General features: G+C 54.6%; 20 protein-coding genes. 9 read left to right on the top strand and 11 right to left on the bottom strand.

Translation table 11 applies throughout. The features are described 5' to 3' along the window. Window positions 1–8 precede the first annotated feature (8 nt). On the bottom strand, window positions 9–779 hold the full coding sequence (locus OS112_10405; GenBank protein ID WAC04849.1) for a hypothetical protein: 771 nt from the start codon (window positions 777–779) through the stop codon (window positions 9–11). A gap of 96 nt (window positions 780–875) precedes the next feature. Between OS112_10405 and OS112_10410 the strand changes: the two genes are divergently transcribed. From OS112_10410 to OS112_10425, 4 genes are all read left to right on the top strand, one after another. Further along, a complete protein-coding gene (locus OS112_10410) occupies window positions 876–1241 on the top strand; it encodes a hypothetical protein (protein WAC04850.1) in 366 nt (121 codons plus the stop codon). A gap of 51 nt (window positions 1242–1292) precedes the next feature. Then, window positions 1293–2246 carry an aldolase gene (locus OS112_10415; GenBank protein WAC04851.1) on the top strand — a complete coding sequence of 318 codons (954 nt, stop codon included), beginning with the start codon at window positions 1293–1295 and terminating at the stop codon, window positions 2244–2246. Between the two features lie 388 nt (window positions 2247–2634). Beyond that, window positions 2635–3075: a hypothetical protein gene (locus tag OS112_10420; protein WAC04852.1), complete on the top strand. Its 441-nt coding sequence runs from the start codon at window positions 2635–2637 to the stop codon at window positions 3073–3075. Between the two features lie 6 nt (window positions 3076–3081). Beyond that, window positions 3082–4611 carry a hypothetical protein gene (locus OS112_10425; GenBank protein WAC04853.1) on the top strand — a complete coding sequence of 510 codons (1530 nt, stop codon included), beginning with the start codon at window positions 3082–3084 and terminating at the stop codon, window positions 4609–4611. A gap of 40 nt (window positions 4612–4651) precedes the next feature. On the opposite strand, the gene OS112_10430 is transcribed toward OS112_10425, so the two are convergent. Together OS112_10430 and OS112_10435 are read right to left on the bottom strand one after the other, a co-directional pair. After that, window positions 4652–5593: an IS5 family transposase gene (locus OS112_10430; protein WAC04854.1), complete on the bottom strand. Its 942-nt coding sequence runs from the start codon at window positions 5591–5593 to the stop codon at window positions 4652–4654. Window positions 5594–5808: 215 nt separating this feature from the next. Continuing rightward, a complete protein-coding gene (locus OS112_10435) occupies window positions 5809–6000 on the bottom strand; it encodes a hypothetical protein (protein WAC04855.1) in 192 nt (63 codons plus the stop codon). A 134-nt stretch (window positions 6001–6134) separates the two neighbouring features. Here OS112_10435 and OS112_10440 point away from each other — a divergent pair, with 134 nt between their 5' ends. The 3 genes from OS112_10440 (at window position 6135) to OS112_10450 (ending at window position 9825) form a co-directional block, all read left to right on the top strand. Next, window positions 6135–9242, top strand: coding sequence for an Eco57I restriction-modification methylase domain-containing protein (locus tag OS112_10440; protein ID WAC04856.1), 3108 nt, complete (start codon window positions 6135–6137; stop codon window positions 9240–9242). A gap of 132 nt (window positions 9243–9374) precedes the next feature. Then, window positions 9375–9608 carry a type II toxin-antitoxin system HicB family antitoxin gene (locus OS112_10445; protein WAC04857.1) on the top strand — a complete coding sequence of 78 codons (234 nt, stop codon included), beginning with the start codon at window positions 9375–9377 and terminating at the stop codon, window positions 9606–9608. Next, complete coding sequence (locus tag OS112_10450) at window positions 9601–9825, top strand: type II toxin-antitoxin system HicA family toxin (protein ID WAC04858.1); 225 nt, start codon at window positions 9601–9603, stop codon at window positions 9823–9825. Before OS112_10445 ends, OS112_10450 begins: the two co-directional genes overlap by 8 nt. Before the next feature lie 89 nt (window positions 9826–9914). On the opposite strand, the gene OS112_10455 is transcribed toward OS112_10450, so the two are convergent. The 3 genes from OS112_10455 to OS112_10465 all read right to left on the bottom strand — a co-directional run bounded on the left by OS112_10455 (window position 9915) and on the right by OS112_10465 (window position 11967). Then, window positions 9915–10208, bottom strand: coding sequence for a hypothetical protein (locus tag OS112_10455; protein WAC04859.1), 294 nt, complete (start codon window positions 10206–10208; stop codon window positions 9915–9917). A gap of 597 nt (window positions 10209–10805) precedes the next feature. Beyond that, on the bottom strand, window positions 10806–11318 hold the full coding sequence (locus tag OS112_10460) for a hypothetical protein (GenBank protein ID WAC04860.1): 513 nt from the start codon (window positions 11316–11318) through the stop codon (window positions 10806–10808). A 133-nt stretch (window positions 11319–11451) separates the two neighbouring features. Next, window positions 11452–11967, bottom strand: coding sequence for a hypothetical protein (locus tag OS112_10465; GenBank protein ID WAC04861.1), 516 nt, complete (start codon window positions 11965–11967; stop codon window positions 11452–11454). Between OS112_10465 and OS112_10470 the strand changes: the two genes are divergently transcribed. Together OS112_10470 and OS112_10475 are read left to right on the top strand one after the other, a co-directional pair. Then, a complete protein-coding gene (locus tag OS112_10470; protein WAC04862.1) occupies window positions 11924–13564 on the top strand; it encodes a beta-ribofuranosylaminobenzene 5'-phosphate synthase in 1641 nt (546 codons plus the stop codon). The genes OS112_10465 and OS112_10470 overlap by 44 nt on opposite strands. Before the next feature lie 679 nt (window positions 13565–14243). Beyond that, a complete protein-coding gene (locus OS112_10475; GenBank protein ID WAC04863.1) occupies window positions 14244–14777 on the top strand; it encodes an Hsp20/alpha crystallin family protein in 534 nt (177 codons plus the stop codon). A gap of 305 nt (window positions 14778–15082) precedes the next feature. Here OS112_10475 and OS112_10480 read toward each other — a convergent pair whose 3' ends face one another. The 5 genes from OS112_10480 to katG form a co-directional block, all read right to left on the bottom strand. Then, complete coding sequence (locus OS112_10480; GenBank protein ID WAC04864.1) at window positions 15083–16282, bottom strand: radical SAM protein; 1200 nt, start codon at window positions 16280–16282, stop codon at window positions 15083–15085. Beyond that, window positions 16279–16767, bottom strand: a complete 489-nt coding sequence (locus OS112_10485) for an Lrp/AsnC family transcriptional regulator (GenBank protein WAC04865.1) — start codon at window positions 16765–16767, stop codon at window positions 16279–16281. The genes OS112_10480 and OS112_10485 overlap by 4 nt, the downstream gene beginning before the upstream one ends. Then, a complete protein-coding gene (locus OS112_10490) occupies window positions 16754–17263 on the bottom strand; it encodes an AsnC family transcriptional regulator (protein WAC04866.1) in 510 nt (169 codons plus the stop codon). The genes OS112_10485 and OS112_10490 overlap by 14 nt, the downstream gene beginning before the upstream one ends. Further along, the gene (locus OS112_10495) at window positions 17260–18333 is read right to left on the bottom strand and encodes a radical SAM protein (GenBank protein ID WAC04867.1); all 1074 of its coding nucleotides are present in this window, start codon (window positions 18331–18333) and stop codon (window positions 17260–17262) included. The genes OS112_10490 and OS112_10495 overlap by 4 nt, the downstream gene beginning before the upstream one ends. 80 nt (window positions 18334–18413) lie before the next feature. Further along, on the bottom strand, window positions 18414–20615 hold the full coding sequence (gene katG, locus OS112_10500; GenBank protein WAC04868.1) for a catalase/peroxidase HPI: 2202 nt from the start codon (window positions 20613–20615) through the stop codon (window positions 18414–18416). Between the last annotated feature and the right edge of the window lie 12 nt (window positions 20616–20627).

The following is a 20627-nucleotide window of genomic DNA, read 5'->3' on the forward strand; positions in this document are numbered from 1 at the left end:
AAAAAAAATTACCGGATATCTGTTACGTATACCGCGTAATCCCCGTCCCAGCTAAGTGTGACTGCAGAAGTACCAAGGACCGCACCCCTGCGGGTCATGTCGCGTGCCGTGACCGTGATGACGACCGGTTCCTTATTAGATGCCGGCTTCTCCATAAACGTCCAGTAGATTGTCTTACCATCTGTTGCGACCGGGTTCCCGATCTGGTGGACCTTGTAATCCGGTGCATCCCATGTGAGGAAACTACCGTAAGTGGCATTCCATTCGTAGGTTATGGCATTCCATTTAATGTCCGTGGCATTCCCTGCATAGTCCGTATTCGCCGCTATAAAGCCGGTGACATTCGGGGTGAGCCCGATGCCGGGCGTCGAGGACATCATCGGGGAGTACCGCTGCGGGAACGCTTCAAGCCTTACGGAGACCTTTTGCGCTGTGTGGCCTGCAGATGCCTGTGCCGGGATAACACTGCACCTGCCGTTGACGCACCCGCAGGCGCCGGAGCCGCAGTCAATCGGCCCTTCGCAGCTCATCGTGCATAACTTGTTCTCGCAGGGTGGGGCTGACGCTTTGTTTGTGCAGCTCGCGGGATGGCAGCACTGGGCCGGCACGCAGTCCCCGGCGGAGGTGCAGCTTGTCGCGTCCGCGGGTGTTGCAGGTACTCCGGTCACGACGGGAGTGGGGGAAGGCAACGGTGCCGCAGCAGGCGGACCTGCCGTGCACCCGGCAAATGCCACTGTTGCCATACAGATGAGGATGAGGGCGATTGCCATTGTTTTCATCAGTAAAAGGATCGGCCCGGAAATAATTAAACCCGGCGCAGGAACCGGTGTTTACTGCCGGCTTTATCAGGATATGGCGTAAAAATACTTTTTCATATGAAAGACGAAGAGCGGACTGAACGAAAACAGAGACACAGCAGGTACGGGTTCATACCGGCCGGGGTCCTCATCGGACTCGGCGTCGGACTTCTGACCGGCTTTTCCGGATCCGGCGTGCTGATCGGCCTCGGGCTGGGATTCCTTGCAACGGCACTGGTGCCCGCCATGACAAAAACTCCGGAAACTGCAGACCCGGGACTCAAAAGGATGAACATAACGATGCTTCTTGTTGGCATCTTCCTGATACTCATCGGTGTCGGTGTCATCTGGGCACCGGCAGATCTCTGGCCGCTCCTGACCGCGGGATTCCTGATAATGCTGGGCATCTGGTTTGCGGTACGGGGATTTCACCGGGATGCCTGAAGGGAACAAGGTATGACGGTCCCGCTGATTTACCCGGCCCGGTGATGGCGCATGGCCTATACCATCACCCTGATCACCCTGGAAGAAAAGGAGGACTTAGCGGCACGGCTCCTCCCGAAGGTCAGGTATGAGGTAAAATCCGAGATCTACGGGTGCTGCATCAAGCTCCTCTCCGATAACCCGGAGATCCGTGACACATGGCAGGAGAACTTCTACTCGATGTCGCAGAACGTCCGCTCCCATGGCCGGCTGTTTGTACTGGCGGATCCTGCCTGCCCTGCCGACACCGTGTATTATGACCCGTACTCGAAGACGGCGTTCCTCCTGAATATCCATTACTACGGCTGGATCAAATCCCTTGCACTCGCTTGTGCCGGCGATATCCTGGAGGACGAGCATAACATCTACTCGGTCCATGGCGCCTGTATCGATGTCGGGGGTTGCGGGCTCTGCATCGTGGGGCAGTCCGGGGCCGGCAAGACCACCCAGACCTACGGGCTCCTCTCCGACCCAAGGACCCGGATTGTTGCCGACGACTGGTTCTTCTCCCGGGTCTACGGGCCTGACATCCTTGCTTATGGCTCTGAGAAGAATTTTTACATCCGGCAGGACCTTGCCACCATCTGGAAGGACTTCGACGGGCTCGTCAAATCTGAAGAGTACGACGCCGAGGGCCGGGCTGTCGCGGATATCCGCTGGGTCGTGGGAAAAGGCAGGCTGTTCCCGCTTACTACAGTCAAGACCGTTGTTGTCCTGAAACGCGACCCGTCCGATCCGGAGGTGCTCCGATCCTTGGATCCGGGTGCCGGGCGGGAACTGTTTGCAGCAAACAGTTACTTCAACCCGCATCTCCTTGTCAAAAATTCCCGCAAGACCTCGATACGGGACCGGTTCATTGCCGACCTCCTGAGCCGGACAAAACTATGGGAGGTCAATACGACGGGGACACCGCCCGGGACGCAGGGATGGATACGGTCGCTCGCCGGCCTGCCTCCTGCACTGTGAGCCCTTGGGATCTCTTTTTAAAAAATTTGTACTCTTGAAATCCTAATGATTCTGGTGAAATCCATCGTTTACCCGTGAAAATCTTCAAGCAGAGTCCATCCTTCCGAAACGTTCCTGGAATAATGAGACCATCTGCGGAAATATCATCAGGAAATGGCTCGCCGGTCCGATGATGAAAAATATAAAAAGATAGCAACTCATTGAAAACCGATTCTCTGTATTGAAAAGAAAGTCCGGTAGCGATCCAATGGCAAGACGATCTCTTCTTCAGATGATGGAAATCGCCAATAAAATGATTGCCCGTAACCTTCTCAGGTTTTTACAATTTCTCATCATTGACCTTTTCTCCAGAGCAAAGATTTTAATGCAAATATGGGAAGGTGTTATCATGGTGGAAGAGAGACAAAGTCCCGGGCCTGTTCTTCCCATCCAAGTCGTCAATCCGATCGGGAATCCTGCGACACCGGTCACGGTAAATACGGCACGGTCAAAAAAAAGATGGATTGTAATTGCAGGAATACTCGTTCTCATTGTCATCATTGTAGTCGCACTCCTTGCGTTTGGGATATTGAGCACCAGTGACCCCATAGTGGGCACATGGACCGTGGAGTCAACAGGCCTGCAGATGCAGTTTGATACGAATGGTATGGCAACTCTCCGATATCCCGATACTGGATACTATGCGATTGGCCGGTGGGAGAGAGTGGCAGAAAACCGGTACCAGCTCTATTCCGCAAAAGGAACAAAAAGCCCGCTTCTCTCCTACGACCCGATTGCAGATGCCCTGCACACTGATGATTTTTCCATAATATTTGTAAAAAAGGGGTGACAGGTGATGGATAAGATTACCCTACAGGTATCCGGAGCAGTCGTGTGCACCCTCACAATCCTTGTCTTCTTAACAGCCTGCGTGACGGTTTTCGTTCCCGGGGTACGGGCGGCAGAAACAAACAATACATTTTTTACCGACTGGAATGTGGCCCAGACCGGGGGAACTGTCCATGTTGACCTTATCACCCCCCCATTCATACTGCCGGACATCGTTCCGGATACTACCTTCACCAAGGGTTACTATGATGACAAGGGCTGTCCCATCGGAATGACGGTCGGAACGAAGGAGGCACCCCGGATGCGTGACGCGGGGTTCACCTCGGGCGCGTTGTGCCGGGGAGCCTGTGGTCCCGATTGTCCGACCGGACGATGCAAAGAGCTGCATGAGATCGCTATCGAGAACCGTGACAAGACCGGAACATGCTGGTACTACGGGGTCATTGAATGTCCTACCGATACGGGCTGCCAGGAACATGATTCGTGTTACGATTACTGCGAAGCTCACGGGTATAATTTCATACTGGATCCTTGCCACCTGCAATGCAACGGGCGCTGTTTTGACAAATACGGGTACACAACCTGCACCAACTGGGCTGATCTCCCGGGAAGAACGGGCAAATATACAACAAAAACCTTTGATTTCGTTTTCAGGCCCAGCTATGATCAGTCCTCTATCACGTTCTCATATCCCCCGGAATTATATAAAAACCCGCCCACAATCGCAACAACTTCCACAACACAAACTTCTCAACCGGTTCCTGTGACCTCGACAACCATACCCGCAACGACAATCATACCTCCCACGACAACCATACCTGCCACAACAAAGCCTTCCGGGCCGGACACCCGCCTGACAATCATCATGGGAGGTGGCTTGTCTGCAGAGGATATGGAAGGGACAACGATTGGCTGGAACCCGGAGGCTCGTGAGCAGTCCTGTTCACCCACTTCGGGAGGGGCACAGTGCATCCTGAAATTCCCTTATGGTACCTCGGTTGTCGTATCTGCATTCCCAAGCGGTGGCGTCCGGTTCGTCGGGTGGTTCGGGTCATGCTCCGGTTCGGGGGACTGCACGGTCAGTATGACAAAGGACAAGACCGTCACCGCAGAGTTCAGTAAGATCCGGACAACGACTACCTTCACAAATTATCAGGACTACTGCACGGCGAATTATCCCGGCTCGGTCTATGACCCGGAGACTCAGTCCTGCGTGTTCCAAAGGGGGACACCGACAACAACAACAAACTATGCATCCGGCAGCAGGGTCACCCTCATCCCCTTATCAGGCGAGTGTTGCCCGGATGAGCCCTGCTCAACGCAGATTGCGACTGCCACCGGCGGGACCCCTCCCTACACGTTCACTTCCAGTTCGCTGGCCGCGGGAAGTGCCCCGCCCATGGGCATGATAATCGATGTCAACGGTTTCCTGACCGGGAAAGCCCCGTCCAGAGTGGGGACGTACCCCTTGGGTGTCTGTGTCAAGGACCTGGCAGGCCAGACCGACTGCGGGGTGTCATCCATTGTGGTGAGTTAGACAAGTATACCCACGGCATTAAAAAAGGGCAACTCAGGAATCATTGGTGTTTTTTTAAGATCCCCCGCATTTTCCATTTTTCGGCTCTGTAGAATTCCTCAATACGAATAAGAACTGAAATTGTTAACATCATTCTTGAGAGGTTATAGAGGATCACTTTAATTTTGATCTCCTTGATCTGGAGTCTATATTTTCGAGCCTTGAGGGCTTCTCCGAACTTTCTTTTCAGGACGGAGAATACCGTTTCGACCTTATTTCTCTGATGATACTTATCTTCATCGAATGACTGAGCGATTCGTCTTCGGTAATACCCGGAGATTCGTTTCCGTTTTCTGTTTCTGACCGGGATAAGGGAACAGGAGTTGAGGGAGTCCCGGATCAATTCATGGATCTCTTCAGAGTCGTATCCTTTGTCCATGACATAGAGGTCGGATTGTCTGGTTCTGTGAGTTTGTTTCAGGAGTTTTTCAGCGTGAGGGATATCATGGACCGGGTGCTGGGAGATCTTCAGACCGGTGATAATCTGACGATCAGTATCAACGGAGATCGAGGTTTTCAGGAACCGTTTTCTGGTCTTACCGGTTCTCCACGAATAATAATGGCTGGCATAGGAGCTGGTGAACCCGGATGAATCGATAGCAGTACAAGGGATCCTCTCGCCCCAGTCGTAGAACATTTTCATGAGCCGGTTAAGTAACCGGGTGAAAGTGAATGATCGGATCCGTTGACAGAACTTCTGGATAGTCGTGAAATGAGGTACTTCATCGAGGTGAATCTTCTCTCTGAGAGAATCCATGATCTCAGTTAGTTCGATCGTGTCCCGGTAATCTTCAGACAGATATTCTTTCAGGAGAAGGAGAATGAGTAACTGGTGTTGGGTATAGGTTTTTCTTGAGAACTTGGAAGAGAAAAGAGGAATTCTTGAATCTTTGATCAATCCGGATGATATTTCAACAAACCTGATATACCGGTTTGCTGACACTATATCGTCTCCTTACAGGTTGATTGCATAACAAGGTAAGGAGACACCGTACCTTAGCTCTTTCGGTCGTCGGTACAACTCTGTTTTAGATCAGGTTTTCTACAGAGCCCATTTTTCGCAATTAAGGGTGGATTTATAACCAGGAGAATGGAGAAACGGGGGAAAGGGGAAAATGAACTAAAGAACAAATTCAACAGTGCGTTGTTTAAAAAAATTTATTTCTTTTTGGATTTCTTTGGTTCGTCATGAATCAGTTTGCACATGTTGACGCACTCCCAGTTTTCGGGCAGGAATTTACCGTCAGGACCCGGTTTCATTACAGCGTTGTGCTTCTCCCCGCAGACAAGGCATTCCATCAGGCCGGTCTTCTCATCGACAAGTTTCATCGTATGCTCTTTCTTAGACATCCTCTTACGAGTCGGACTGCCTGAATAATAAAGGCATGGAATGATGATGCAGCCAGGGAATTCTGCCTGCGCCACACCGGTCCCGGTACATCCGTTCAACAAATATTTCGTGTCATACCGCAACATCTGTCATAATGGCAGTCCCCGGAGCCGTCCGTGATCTTGTCCAGCGGTATGCCGACAACCGGTTTGTATACCATAAGGGGCAGAAGAACGAGACAGAGCTGCGGCGGGAGTTCCTTGACCCGTTCTTCCGGGCGCTCGGCTGGGATGTGGACAACAACAAGGGATACTCGGAGGCGTACAAGGAGGTCGCCCACGAGGACCCGATCCGGATCCGGGGGCAGACGAAGTTCATCGACTACTCATTCCGTGTCGGGGGGATGCGCAAGTTCATCTGCGAAGCGAAAAAGCCGTCCGTGCCGATAAAAGATGATCTGGATTCTGCGCTCCAGCTGCGAAGGTATGCATGGAACGCGGGGCTCAAACTATCGATTCTTACGAACTTCGAGGAGTTCGCGGTCTATGACTGCAACGTGCCGATCCGGAAAGAGGACAATGCTGCAACCGCCCGGATCGCGTTCCTCACGTTTGAGAATTATCCTGAGCGCTGGGACAGAATCGCGTCTGTCTTCTCACCGGAAGCGATCCTGAAAGGGTCGTATGACAAGTACGTTGCGACAAACGGCGAGAAGCATGGCACAGCCGGCGTTGACGAGAAGTTCCTTGAGGATATCGAGGACTGGCGGCTCAAACTTGCCCGGAACATCGCGCTCCGCAATCCATTACTCACGGTCGAGCAGCTCAACACCGCTGTCCAGCTGATCATCGACCGGATCATTTTCTTACGGATCTGCGAGGACAGGGGGATCGAGAAGTACGAGACGCTGCGCACCCTTACGGATGGAGAGGGGGTATATGGCCGGCTGTGCGAACTGTTCCGCACCGCTGACGACAAGTACAACTCCGGGCTCTTCTATTTCACCGGGGAGCCCGGCCGCGACGAGCTGCCCGACACGCTGACACCGGGACTGGTGATCGATGACAATGTGCTTGCCCGGATCATCAACCACCTGTACTACCCGGAGAGCCCGTACGAGTTCTCGGTGATCCCGGCGGAGATGCTGGGGCATGTGTACGAACAATTCCTCGGAAAGGTGATCCGGCTCACGGCGTCGCACCGTGCGGACGTTGACGACAAGCCGGAGGTGCGAAAAGCCGGCGGGGTCTTCTACACGCCGTCGTATATCGTGGATTACATCGTTGAGAAAACGGTCGGCGAACTGCTGAAGAGGAAAACGCCCCGCGACGTGGCAATGCTCCGGATCTGCGATCCGGCGTGCGGATCGGGATCTTTCCTGTTGGGCGCGTACCAGTACCTGCTCGACTGGCACCGGGACTGGTACATCGAGAAACTCGTCCCGGTCTTAATCGACCACCCTGCGACATCACCGGAAGTCCGGGCGCTCCTGCCGGAACCGCCGGGTTCTAAAAAAGCGGCGAAGAAAGAGGGCGGGTTCGAGCTGCCGGTGTACAAGACTACCAATGGCGACGGGTCGAAACTGCGCAGCGGCTGGAAGCTGACGACAGCGGAACGTAAGCGTATCCTCCTCAACAACATCTACGGTGTGGACATCGACACACAGGCTGTCGAGGTGACAAAACTCTCGCTGCTCCTCAAGGTGCTGGAAGAGGAGAGCGAGGAGAACGTTGCAAAGCAGCTCAAGCTCACGGCCGAGCGGGCGCTCCCGTCCCTGCACCACAACGTCCGGTGCGGCAACTCGCTCGTTGCGCCGGACTTCTTTGATTACAGGCAGGCACACCCGTTCAACATGGAGGAGCGCAAGCGCGTCAACGCATTCGACTGGAAAGCAGGGTTCCCTCAGGTAATGGCTGCGGGCGGATTCGACGCGGTGATCGGCAACCCGCCGTACGTCCGGCAGGAGTCGCTCAAGGAGCAGAAAGAATATTTCCAGTCGCGCTACGCGGTCTACCAGGGGACAGCCGACCTGTACGCGTACTTCATCGAGAAGGGCATCTCGCTTTTACGCGAGGGCGGGATCTTCTCGTACATCGTGGCAAACAAGTGGATGAGGGCGAACTACGGCAAACCGCTCCGCAAGTTCCTCTTAACAAAACAGATCGAGGAGGTCGTGGACTTCGGCGATCTTCCGGTTTTCAAGGACGCGACCACCTACCCCTGCATCCTCCGGGTCAGCAACGCCCAACCCTCCCGCGAGTTCTGCGTCTCGAAGGTGGACACGCTCGACTTCCCCGATCTCGCGGAGTACGTCAAAGCACACCGGCACCCCATCGACCAGAAATCGCTCACGGACGGCAGCTGGACGCTCGGCGACAAGCGGACAGAGAATTTGCTGAAGAAGTTGCAGAGTGTGGGGAGGCCGCTGGAAGATTACGTGATGGGAGCGGTTTATCGGGGAATCGTCACTGGATTTAATGATGCATTTGTGATTGATGAAAAAACGAGAAACCGATTGATTGAGGAAGATCCGAAAAGTGCAGAAATTATTAAACCATTTATTGTTGGAAAAGATGTTAAAAGATACAAAGCACCACGAAACGAGGGTAAGTTTCTAATTTTCACACGACATGGGATTGAGATAAAACAATATCCTGCAATTTTGAATTATCTAAAACGATTCAAAGCGAATTTAATGCCGAAGCCTATTGATTGGAACGGCGAACAATGGAAAGGTCGCAAACCCGGATTGTACGAATGGTACGAGATTCAGGACACGATTGATTATTTTACAGAATTTGAAAAAGTAAAAATTGTCTATCCGGAAATTTGTCAAAAACCAGAATTCACATTGGACGAAGCTCGTTATTATACGAATAATAAGTGCTTCATCATTCCGCGTTCTGACAAATATTTATTGGGAGTTTTAAACAGCAAATTAACGTATTTCTTGTTCGAGACAAATTTACCTAAACTTCGTGCTGGTTTTTTCATGCCAGCATATGTTGTCCTGAAAAATTTCCCCATCTACACCCCAGACTTCGACAAACTCGCGGACAAAACCCGGCACGACCGGATGGTCGATCTTGTGACGCAGATGCTATCACTTCATGCATATTTGCAGAAGGCCAAGACCGATCAGGAAAAGCGGCTCGTGCAGCAGGAGATCGACACGATGGATGTGAAGATCGATGCGCTGGTGTATGAATTGTACGGGCTGACTGCGGATGAGATAGGGGTGATCGAAGCGAGTTCTGCCTGAGAGGCAGGGCAAGCTTGAGAAGATCCCGCAGGGATCTTTGATGTCTTCTCACTGACCTCATCGGCAAATCTATAACCATCCACAGAAGAGATAAACCAGAGAGCACAAAACAAAAGGAATAGGATCAGCACTATGGATCAGATGAGCTATCGGGTTCTGCTCAGGAAAGAGCCGGAAGGCGGGTATACCGCAATCGTTCCGATGCTTCCCGGCTGCGTCACGTTCGGCGACACCATTGAAGAAGCTATTGCAATGGCAAAAGAAGCAATCGAGCTCTACCTCGAAAGCCTCAAAGCTCACGGAGAGGAGATCCCGACCGAAGAAGGTATCCTCGAATACACGGTCATGGTAAAGGCACATGCCTAAACTCCCGCGGCTGACACCGCAGAAGACCATAAAAATTCTGGAAAGCCGTGGGTTTGTCCTTGACCGGACAAAGGGAAGCCACCATATCTTTTTTCATCCCGAATCAAAACGGCGGGTGGTTGTCCCGGTACACCAAAAGGATCTTCCGGTCGGGACGCTCATCGAGATCCTCAAACAGGCCGGGATCGAGAAAGATGACATGCGCGAATTCCTGTGAGACGATCCGATCATTGGTTTATCCGGCAGGAGATCGAGGCGACAGACTTTTTACAGCATCATTACTCTCCGGATCGCGGATTGTGCTTCTTAGGATATATCTTCCTTCATATCGGGCAGCTTCCGGAAATCCTGAAGTAATGCCGGTTCATCGGGCACTTTTAAAAGTAAGAACGCAGCGAGCGGGCGTTTGAATGCTGATGAAAGCCGCTCGACTTTATGTAAGGGTAAGATAACGGGATCATGACCATCCCACCATCTTCTGACAACATTTTCAGGGACACCAATTCGCTGTGCAATTTCTTCCGCACGCCATCCGGAAGTATCGCATAGCCACCGGAATACATCAGGGGCGATCGAAACCTGAACAGAAGTGCGTGGCATGGTATCAGACTATAGAGAGAATTTTGTGATAATCTATTAAAAGATAGCCCGGAGATGGAGAAAGTGCGTGAGTCTGCACTGTCATGATTTCATACCATTTTGTTGGCGTCAACCAAATGGTAGCTATCGAATCAGAATCAACATCCTGTCAAACCGCTTCGTTCAATCTTTGGCGCATTCCCGGAGATCGATATGAAAAAGATATACGAAGATCACGACCGGGAAGTTGAACTGGAGGATGAGGATGACCGAAAAACAGCACTTCCACCAGTTTAAGGAGTGAAATTCATATTATTTTTATATAAATTCCAAATATATGAGGGCGACTGCTTGTTTCTTTTAACAGATAATTGGCCGGATCAACCTGTAATATATCCCAAAAAACAGGGGGCTAAAAAGCCCGCTATTTAGCAGGGTTTTAACCGGTTATACAACGGTATTTTTGTGAATAGCCCGTTTTAATCAATATTTTCCGTGGGCGTGGACACCATTTCCATTCGAGATTGATCCAAACACACACCAGAATACAAAGCCTCCGTCGGAGAAAGATCCCCTGTATCCTTAGAGACTATGGAAGGGGGTATAACCTGGCAATAATCAGATACCGTCAGACCCACCTTCCCCATCTCCGGGTGGGGGGTTTGACCGTCCTGATTCCATAGACATCCCCTGATGCAGCCTTTTTAGCGCTTCGAGCGGATTGATGATGATCTCCCTCTCTGTCTTCCACTTCTCCTTGTCATAGTGGGGGTTGACATACCCCTCGACCCGGTTGAACCCGAGCTCTCCGACAACGTCGCTCAGGATGTAAAAGCGCCTCCACGCCCGCTCGTTCTGCGTACGCACCCAGAGCTCGCGCAGCACGAAGCGCGGCATCGGCAGGGCTCGCAGGGCCGCGATCTCTTCCGGAAAAAATTTCTCGGCCGGCGTTTTGTCATTGATGGAGTACCGGATCTTTTTCACCTTCACGACCGCGATTACCGCATCGCGAAAAATAAATGCATCAAAGGGAAACTCCGGGTCCGTGTTCCCGCACCACCGGTACCCCATCTTCTCCGCACAGCTCTTTGCCTCATCAATCGCAGCCGTTGGTTTCTTCCCGCGTGTCAATGCAAAAACTCCACAAGGATCATCAAAGATATTTCAAAAAAGAAAGTTGTCCGGAATAATACGCTTTGTGGGAGAGAGCCGGCCGAAACAGATCGCGCCAAAAAAAAGCTGGAATGATTTCCTTTTTTAATCCCTACCCGATGTGGGTTATCGCAAGAAACGTAAAAATGTACAGCACCGCAACAAAGAATCCGGTACTGACAGTGCTGCGTACCGCACGCTGCCGCTGGCCGGGGCGGTAAAGGTCGTCCGGGGTAATGGCCTGTTTGAGATGGAGCAGGAATGCGCAGAACAGGTATGTCCCGTAGGTAAAGAGCGTGATCCCGCAGGCAAGCGGCCCCCAGTTGAAGACCGCTGCGGCAAATGCCGCGATACCGATCGCGAGGTTCGCGTACCCCACTTCGATCTGGAACTCGGGGTGCTCCTGCGTCCAGCCCATCCGGGCCTGGTCAGACCGGTAATATACCGAATGCCGGAGGAAGCTGAGCGTCCCCACAACCCCTACGAGGAGCGTTGCAACGATTCGGAATGCAAGTCCGGAATTGACAAAGAGAAGGTAGATTCCCAAAAAGATCCCGATCATCGTTACGACCATCGTCGCTGCCATGAGCTGCGAAGCAGTCTTTCCTGCTGCCGGTTGCGGTGCCATAGTTGTTCTCGTACTGTACCGGAGATCAGTATCCTTATTAGTCCTTGTGCAGAGGATCATCGGGATGGATATCACTAAGGGCCTTGATAAGATCGAGAGGGACGTGGGGCACCTCTCTCCCTTCCAGAAATTTCTTCTCGGGACTGACGGTTCAGTCACGCAGCTCCTTGAAGCGGTAACGGGACATCAGGTCAGTATCAAGACAATCGTACAGGAAGTCGTCCCTGCGGATGCTGCGGTTGCTGACCGGCTCGGCATCCCCACCGGCGAAAGCGTCAACCACCGGGTTGTGGAGTTAAAAGACGCGGAAACCGGCACCGTTCTCATCTACGCTGTCTCGGAGACGCCCCTCTCCCGGCTATCGCCGGAGTTCAGAGAGGATCTTATGAAGGCGGATATCCCGATCGGTAAAATCATCAGCCGGCACAAGATCGAGGCACGGCGCGAGATCCTCTCTGCCCGCGTCACCCCCGCAGATGGCACGACCGGACCCTTGTTTTCGGTCTGCAGAAACGAGCCTCTCGTCTCCCGCGATTACCGGATCATCCACAGGGAAAAACCCCTGATCTTCATCACCGAACAGTTCCCCTACAACCGGTTCCTTGATGAGCGGCGCGTAATTGTCGAGACCGGCAGCCGTATCCACCTCGGACTCATCGAGATGAACGGCGGGTCCGGGAGGGTTGATGGCGGCATCGGGATTGCGCTGGACGACCCCCGCGTGCTGCTGGAAGCTAAGCAGAGTGCTGAAGTGGAAATTTCCGGCTGCGATGAGGCAACCGGCCGGCTGGTCAGGGATATCGCAACCCGCACGCTTGCCGGCATCCGTGCCGGGGCAGGGGCATCGATCACGGTCCGGTCCTCGTACCCTTCCCATACCGGCCTTGGCTCCGGCTCGCAGATCTCTCTTGCAACCTCACGGGCAATCTGCGAGCTTTATGGCAGGCAGATGACGGTTCATGAGCTTGCACAGATGACGGGCCGGGGCGGAACATCCGGCATCGGCACCGCGGCGTTTGAGATCGGCGGTTTCATTATTGACGGCGGGCACCGGTTCGGGCCGGGTGCTGAGAAGACCGGGTTTGCCCCGTCATCCGCTTCAAAGGGGATCCGCCCTGCACCGGTCACCGTCCGGCACGACTTCCCAAAGGACTGGAAAATCATGCTCGCGATCCCCGACATCCCGAAAGGTGCAAGCGGCGGGCGGGAACTGGACATCTTCCAGAAGCACTGCCCGGTGCCGCTTGAAGAGGTGCAAGCTCTCTGCCACGAGGTGCTGGTGCGGATGCTGCCCGGCATCGTGGAACACGACCTCGACCTGTTCGGCTCATCGGTCAACAATATCCAAAGCCTCGGGTTCAAGAAGGTCGAACACAGCCTCCAGCCAAAGGAGATGGGCGGGCTTCTAGGCGCGATGCGGCAGGCGGGTGCAGCTGGCGCTGGCATGAGCTCGTTCGGGCCGGCACTCTATGCCGTGTGCGATACTGGTGTGCGGGATGCAGAATCTGCCGCCCGGTCGTACATGGACGGCTGGTGCGGCGGGACGACTCTCATCACATTGGCGCGGAATACGGGCGCCATCGTGAGAGTTGCATGAGTTTTTTGGTCCTTACCAATGAGGGCAGCTGAAAATCCAGGCTCAGTTTTTTTATCATTATACACAGAATGAAAACATCGGGGAACCGGGGGACAGAGAGAGGCACAAATTGCAGATATCCCGCTGGATTTCACCGGCAACCGCTGGATGATGATGATCGGATTGGCTGTAAAATAATTCTAACCGGATCAAACCACTGCTGGTTCTGATGGATTCATTCTGTTGGGTCTTCCCACTTACAAAGGAATAAAATATATCGATGTTTGAGCAATTAAAAAATAAGAATACAAAAAAACCCGAAAGCAATAATTATAACAATTACAATTTGCTCCCAGAAGGATAATCCTGCAAAAAAACTAAAGATACGACCGCCACGCCGTGCCATACCTAACAATATTTCACGGTAAAATTGTTGCTTGTGATTTTGACTTACGGCTATTTTTCCCATGCTTCTTGTTTAAAGTCCCGCCATTTATCAGTCCGTTGTTTTTTGTTGGAAATCCCGTTATCTTATCAGAACCTGTGAACGGCTTTGCACTTAAAGTATCATCCCCGCCCTACTTTAGGTGCAGACTTAAGACTTTAGGTGCAGAATGGTGGTTTAGGTGCAAAGCCCCTGTGAGCAAAAACTTTATTAGTTAATTAAGACTAACTAAAAGTGAAACATAGGAGGGATCCTATGACCCGTGAAAAACCTGAGAAAAAAAGTACTGATGTAATTCCCATCACTCCGGGTTCTTCGCAGATACCCCGGAGAGGGCAGAGCTGGCTTGAACGTGACTTCGACTCCATCTTCGATGACTTCCGGAGGTCGTTCGATGTCATGATGCGACCGTATATTCCGCTGGAGATGCAGATGCAGGACCTCGGCATGCTGCCGGTCCGGTACGCACCGCTCGATTTCATCGATGAGGGAGACCACTACCTCATCCATGTCGAGCTCCCGGGCTTTACGAAGGATAATGTGGAGGTCCAGGTCAACAGGGACGGACTGACCGTCCGTGCAAAGAAAGAGACAGAGAAAGAAGACAAGAAGAAGAACTATCTCCACCGCGAGCGGGCGTACTCCGCATTTGAACGGTCCATCTCATTCCCGGAAGAAGTTGATCCGGCAAAAGCCGAAGGTACGATGAAGGAGGGAGTGCTGGAACTCAAAGTTAACAAAAAAGAGCCCAAACCTGAAGTGAAACCAAGGAAGATCGAACTGAAGTGACCCGCTTCTGTAATTATTAATTTTTCACTTTTTTTTCTTTTAGGTGCAGCAGATTTTAACGGCATCCCTGCCCACCAGATGGATCATGACGCTCTCAAATTGAGTTACTGAGCGAACTACATCTGTCGCATCAACGGCAAAAAGGAGTAGGATAACAAGGTTGGGGCGTCATCGTGTCGGATCAACCGGAGAAAGGAGCCGGGAGGATCTGCGGGCGGAACAGAGGGGAGCGAGCGCGAGGCGGAGTGAGGCGGAGATGAACAGTCCCGGCCGTACTGTATTTCCGCGAGAAGGCCCTCATCTCATTACTCCTGCTGCCAAACATCCTGATTGATAAAACAGAAGGGATCACCGGCTGATACATCCCCGGTTGCTGCAAACGCCCGCACCCTGCACCCCCCGCCACAGAGATTGAAATATCCGCATGTCCGGCATTTTCCGCCGATATCTCCGGTTTTATCCCGGAACCGGGAGAGGATCGGGTTGGAAACATCGGTCCAGAGTACACTGAACGGTCGCGTACGGATATTCCCGATAAAAAAAACCGGCAATCTGGCAAACTGGCAGGGGTAAACGTTTCCCCGGGGATCGACATTTGCCGCCCGGTTGCCTGCGCTGCACCCGCCCTTTAAGGACTTCAGGAGATTTTTTGCATCCTCAAGGTCCGGTGAACCGTCCCGTTCCATGGACTTGAGCAGGTGGATGCAGTCCTGCGGGGCGTCAACCGTAAGAAACTCCATCTCATCCGGCGGGATCTCCTGTGCCTTCCGGTACAGGAGCGAGAGGGCTTCAGTCACTTCGTGGCTGCCGAGCTGGATCCGGGAATAGCTGTCGCTTCCCCTGCCGCTCGGGACGAGCCAGTACAGGCAGAACCGGGAGGCACCAAGGGAGCGGGAGAGATCAATGAGGTCGTTAAGTTCCCCGAAATTTTCCTTTGTCAGCGTGACCCGCACCCCGCACCGGACTCCTGCTTCCCGGCACCGGGCAAATGCTGCAATCGTACGGTCAAATGCACCGGGAGCATTCCGGAACCGGTCATGGGTCTCTGCAGTCGCCCCGTCGAGCGAGATCCCGGCATATTCGATCCCGCTTTCTTTGATCTTCCGGGCATTTTCCGCAGTGATCAGGGTGCCGTTCGTACTGAGTGCCGTCTTGATCCCGTTTGCCGCAGCGTGGCCTGCAAGTTCCCAGATATCATGGCGCAGGAGCGGTTCGCCGCCGGTAAAAAGGATGAGGGGGATTTCAAATCCGGCCATGTCGTCAATAAAAGCGATCGCCTCGGCAGTTGTCAGTTCACCTGCCACGTCACGATCAGGACCTGAACGGCTGTAGCAGTGCTCGCACGAGAGGTTGCACCGGTCGGTAATATTCCAGAAAACGACCGGGCGCGGCATACCGGAAAATGCCATGAGCCCGCTCGGTACCTTGGCGGGGTGTGCATGCCGGTGTTTCATCACGGCGCTGATAGTGCCCCGGCCATGGAGGCACTGGGTGATCCTGTTCACAGGACACCGCCCCCGTTCTCCCGGATCCTCACGTTCGGCACGCGCTTGAACTCTTCGGTGCTGAACAGGATGGTGTAATCAGTAAGATTCGTTTTGCCTGCGATCAGCCGGACTTCCTCCTGAACTTCTTTGCGGGAAAAGCCGTGGTGCACCGTATAAAGGTTATATTCCCACTTACCCGGCACCGGCCTGCGTTCATAACAATGGGTGACGCAGGGGTAGGAAGCCAGCAACCCCCCGATCCTGCCAGCCTCCTGCCCGTTGCATTTCCATGCAACGAGGGCATTGGCTGTAATCCCGACAAGCCGCTGGTTGATCCGGGCCCGGAACCTGCGGATGATGCCGGAAGCCTGAAGATCGCGGATCCTCTCCAGCACCTCCTCCCCGTTCATCCCTATCTGCTTCCCGATCTCCTCATAGGGTTCGGAAACGAGCGGGAGGCCGCCTTCAAGAGATGAGAGGATCTGGAGATCATGCGGGTCCATGGGGTTCCTCCTCCTGTTGCCGGGTGAACGGGAACTGCACATCGATCTTGATCTTCTGAACGGTGGGAAGATTGAGGATCGTATCCTCAGGTATTCCGGTCTCCGAGAGGATCGTATCAAGAACCTGCCGGAGAGCCGTGTCATCCTTTGCGGCAAGCGTAAACCAGAGCGAGTAATGATGGTCCCGCCGGAAATTGTGGGACACTTCAGGATACCGGCTGATGATGGCAGCAACAGTGGAGATCCTGTCCTGCGGCACGGGAAGCGCAACCAGCGTTGCTGCGGCAAGGCCCATCGGCCGGGACTCGATGATGGGCGATATGCCCCGGATGATCCGGGCATCCTGAAGCCGCCGCAGCCGTTCCAGCAGGAGCTGCTCAGGGATCCCGAGCCGTGATGCGATCTCTCCAAATGGCCGGGGAACAAGCGGGATCTCCTGCTGCAGGGCATCAAGAATGCACAGGTCCAGCCGGTCCGGCAGCACATTTTCCGTCATGCTGCATCCCCCGTTTCGTACGGGCATAACGGATCTTCGGCACAGATTTCCCCTATGAGAGCGCCCGGTTTTTCCAGCCCGTCACACCAGCGATGGGGGAGGGCATTTGCCCCGCGGAACGCCCGCGCCCGGCAGCCCCCGCAGACGGTTTTATACCGGCACCGCCCGCATTTACCGGTGAGCAGGTCCGGATCCCTGAGTGCCCGGAAGATTTCAGCATGGTACCAGATCTCATCAAATGGTATAGTCCGCACATTGCCGGTGCTAACCGGCAGGTACGGGCAGGGCGTCACATCGCCATTGGCGTAAATCCGGCAGTAACTGATTCCCGCAAGACAGCCCCGGCCCCATGCCGGGTTCCGGATGCCAGCCTCGTCCGCGATCCGGCGGAACTGGGGGGCGCAGGTCGGGCGGATATTCAGATCGGAATTCCGGTACCGGATAAGGATCTGCCGGATCAGTTCCTCGTATTCCTCCGGCCTGCGTGACTCTATCTGCCGTGCCCTTCCGGTAGGAACCGGGAAGAAGAGCTGGTAATCACTGACCCCGAGAGCCGTCCCGAGCCCGATCACGTCTTCAACATCGCTGATGGCAGACCGCATCACCGACATATTGATCTGGACAGCGATCCCCGCATTGCGGCAGTGCCCGATGGCCTGAACGGCCCGCTCCCATACCCCCTCAAGGCCGCGGAACGAATCGTGGGTCGCCGCGTCTTTCGAGTCCAGGCTGATGGCCACTGCCCGAATCCCCACTCCCCGGAGTTTTACTGCAGTGTCTTTGTCGATAAGATACCCGCTGGTGCCCATGACCATCCGGAGCCCCCGTTCAGTCCCGTACCGGGCAATGGCAAAGATATCCTCCCTCATGAGAGGTTCCCCTCCGGAGAGCACGACAATTGGTTTCCCGGTCTTACAGATCTGGTCGATGATGCCGAACGCTTCCTTTGTGGAAAGCACTCCCTCTGCTTCTCGTTTGCCAGCGTCCACGTAACAGTGGGCACACTTCAGGGGACACCTGAGCGTGATGTTCCACGAGATAAGACGCGGACCGTTCCCTGCACCGTTCAAAGTTTCAGCCCTTTTGCCACCCGCTGCCCGGGTTCCTTATACAACTTCGTGAGGTTCTCCACCATAAAAAGACGTTTATGTTATGATCTGGCGAGATCAAAGCGATCAAGGTTCATCACTTTGGTCCAGGCCATAACAAAGTCCTCTACAAACTTCAACTGCCCGTCCGCGCTTCCATAGACTTCGGCAAGAGCCCGGAGCTGGGAGTTCGAACCAAAGATGAGATCGACACGCGTGCCGGTCCACCTGACTTCGCCGGTCCTGCGATCGCGCCCCTCAAACATGTCCCTGGCGTCCGAAACCGCCTTCCACTCTGTACCCATGTCGAGCAGGTTTACAAAGAAGTCGTTGGTGAGCGCCTCCGGGCGCCTTGTGAAGACGCCGTGCTGTGATCCGCCGAAGTTGGTCTTCAGGACACGCATGCCGCCAACGAGCACCGTCATCTCGGGCGCGGTCAGGGTCAGCAATTGCGCCTTGTCGACCAGCAACTCCTCGGCCGATGCGGCAAAGCGGGTCTTTTCGTAGTTGCGGAAGCCGTCCGCCTTCGGCTCGAGCACAGCGAAGGAGGCCACATCGGTCTGTTCCTGCGAAGCGTCCATGCGTCCCGGCGTGAAGGGGACCGTCACATTGTAACCGGCATTCTTTGCAGCCTGCTCGACGCCTGCACAACCGGCCAGGACGATCAGGTCAGCAAGCGAGACCTTTTTGCCACCGGAGGCTGCGCTGTTGAACGCGCTCTGGATGCCCTCTAAGGTCCTGAGCACCTTCGCCAGCCGGGCCGGCTGGTTGACTTCCCAGTCCTTCTGCGGCGCGAGGCGGATCCGGGCACCGTTGGCACCGCCGCGCTTGTCGGAGCCACGGAAGGTGGACGCCGACGCCCAGGCGGTCGAGACCAGCTCTGACACGGACAGGCGGGAATCAAGGATCTTACCTTTAAGCGAGGCGATGTCCTGTGCATTGATCAGCGGGTGATTGACGGCAGGGATGGGATCCTGCCAGATGAGCTCTTCTGCCGGGACCTCCGGACCGAGATAGCGTGAACGCGGGCCCATGTCGCGGTGCGTCAGTTTGAACCACGCCCGGGCGAACGCGTCTGCAAACAGGTCCGGGTTCTCCATGAAGCGCCGTGAAATCTTTTCGTAGACAGGGTCGAACCGTAAAGAGAGGTCAGTGGTCAGCATGGCTGGCGCGTGACGCTTCGACTTGTCGTGGGCATCCGGCACCGTGCCGGTGCCTGCGTCGCCCTTCGGCTTCCACTGGTGCGCACCGGCGGGGCTCTTTGTCAGTTCCCACTCGTTTTCAAACAGGATCCGGAAGAAGTTGTTGCTCCACTTCGTCGGCGTGTTGGTCCAGGTGACCTCCAGGCCGCTTGTGATCGCATCCCCGCCTTTACCGGTGCCGAAACTGCTCTTCCAGCCGAGTCCCTGCTCCTCGATGGGGGCTGCTTCGGGCTCGGGTCCCACGTGGGTTGCAGGGCCGGCGCCGTGGGTCTTGCCAAAGGAGTGACCGCCGGCGATGAGCGCAACCGTCTCCTCGTCATTCATGGCCATGCGGGCAAACGTCTCGCGGATATCCTTTGCCGCAGCGACCGGATCAGGGACGCCGTTCGGGCCTTCCGGATTGACGTAGATCAGTCCCATCTGCACGGCAGCGAGGGGATTTTCAAGCTTCCGTTCGCCGGAGTAGCGTTTGTCTTCCAGCCACATGCTCTCAGAACCCCAGTACACGCTCTCTTCCGGCTCCCAGGCATCCTCACGGCCCCCGGCAAAGCCGAAGGTCTTGAACCCCATCGACTCCAGGGCGACATTGCCGGCAAGGATCATGAGGTCGGCCCATGAGATCTTCCTGCCATACTTCTGCTTGATCGGCCAGAGCAGCCGGCGCGCCTTGTCGAGGTTCACGTTGTCGGGCCAGCTGTTGAGGGGCGGAAAGCGCTGCTGGGCGGAACCGGCGCCGCCTCGACCGTCACCGGTACGGTACGTGCCGGCGCTGTGCCACGCCATGCGAATAAGCAGGGGCCCGTAGTGGCCGAAATCCGCCGGCCACCAGTCCTTCGAATCGGTCATCAGCGCCTTCAGATCCTTCTTTGTGGCCGCCAGGTCGAGATTGTTGAATTCGGAAGCGTAGTTGAACTCCCCGCCCATCGGACTTACCAGGGGAGAGTGCTGGTGAAGAACCTTCAGGTTCAACTGGTTCGGCCACCAGTCCTGGATGGACCTGCCCCGGCCGGTTGCCTGTTTGTTTGCCCCGGCCGTTACCGGGCTCTTGCTGTCGTCAGTCATAACGTCATCTCC

It is taken from the genome of Methanoregula sp., assembly GCA_026625165.1.
Lineage (GTDB): Archaea > Halobacteriota > Methanomicrobia > Methanomicrobiales > Methanospirillaceae > MVRE01.

Coding starts and splice junctions, on each gene's coding strand:
- OS112_10405 (WAC04849.1), bottom strand. CDS start 779: ATGAAAACAATGGCAATCGCCCTCATCCTCATCTGTATGGCAACAGTG.
- OS112_10410 (WAC04850.1), top strand. CDS start 876: ATGAAAGACGAAGAGCGGACTGAACGAAAACAGAGACACAGCAGGTAC.
- OS112_10415 (WAC04851.1), top strand. CDS start 1,293: ATGGCCTATACCATCACCCTGATCACCCTGGAAGAAAAGGAGGACTTA.
- OS112_10420 (WAC04852.1), top strand. CDS start 2,635: ATGGTGGAAGAGAGACAAAGTCCCGGGCCTGTTCTTCCCATCCAAGTC.
- OS112_10425 (WAC04853.1), top strand. CDS start 3,082: ATGGATAAGATTACCCTACAGGTATCCGGAGCAGTCGTGTGCACCCTC.
- OS112_10435 (WAC04855.1), bottom strand. CDS start 6,000: ATGTCTAAGAAAGAGCATACGATGAAACTTGTCGATGAGAAGACCGGC.
- OS112_10440 (WAC04856.1), top strand. CDS start 6,135: ATGGCAGTCCCCGGAGCCGTCCGTGATCTTGTCCAGCGGTATGCCGAC.
- OS112_10445 (WAC04857.1), top strand. CDS start 9,375: ATGGATCAGATGAGCTATCGGGTTCTGCTCAGGAAAGAGCCGGAAGGC.
- OS112_10450 (WAC04858.1), top strand. CDS start 9,601: ATGCCTAAACTCCCGCGGCTGACACCGCAGAAGACCATAAAAATTCTG.
- OS112_10455 (WAC04859.1), bottom strand. CDS start 10,208: ATGCCACGCACTTCTGTTCAGGTTTCGATCGCCCCTGATGTATTCCGG.
- OS112_10470 (WAC04862.1), top strand. CDS start 11,924: ATGAGCTGCGAAGCAGTCTTTCCTGCTGCCGGTTGCGGTGCCATAGTT.
- OS112_10465 (WAC04861.1), bottom strand. CDS start 11,967: ATGGCACCGCAACCGGCAGCAGGAAAGACTGCTTCGCAGCTCATGGCA.
- OS112_10475 (WAC04863.1), top strand. CDS start 14,244: ATGACCCGTGAAAAACCTGAGAAAAAAAGTACTGATGTAATTCCCATC.
- OS112_10485 (WAC04865.1), bottom strand. CDS start 16,767: ATGGACCCGCATGATCTCCAGATCCTCTCATCTCTTGAAGGCGGCCTC.
- OS112_10490 (WAC04866.1), bottom strand. CDS start 17,263: ATGACGGAAAATGTGCTGCCGGACCGGCTGGACCTGTGCATTCTTGAT.
- katG (WAC04868.1), bottom strand. CDS start 20,615: ATGACTGACGACAGCAAGAGCCCGGTAACGGCCGGGGCAAACAAACAG.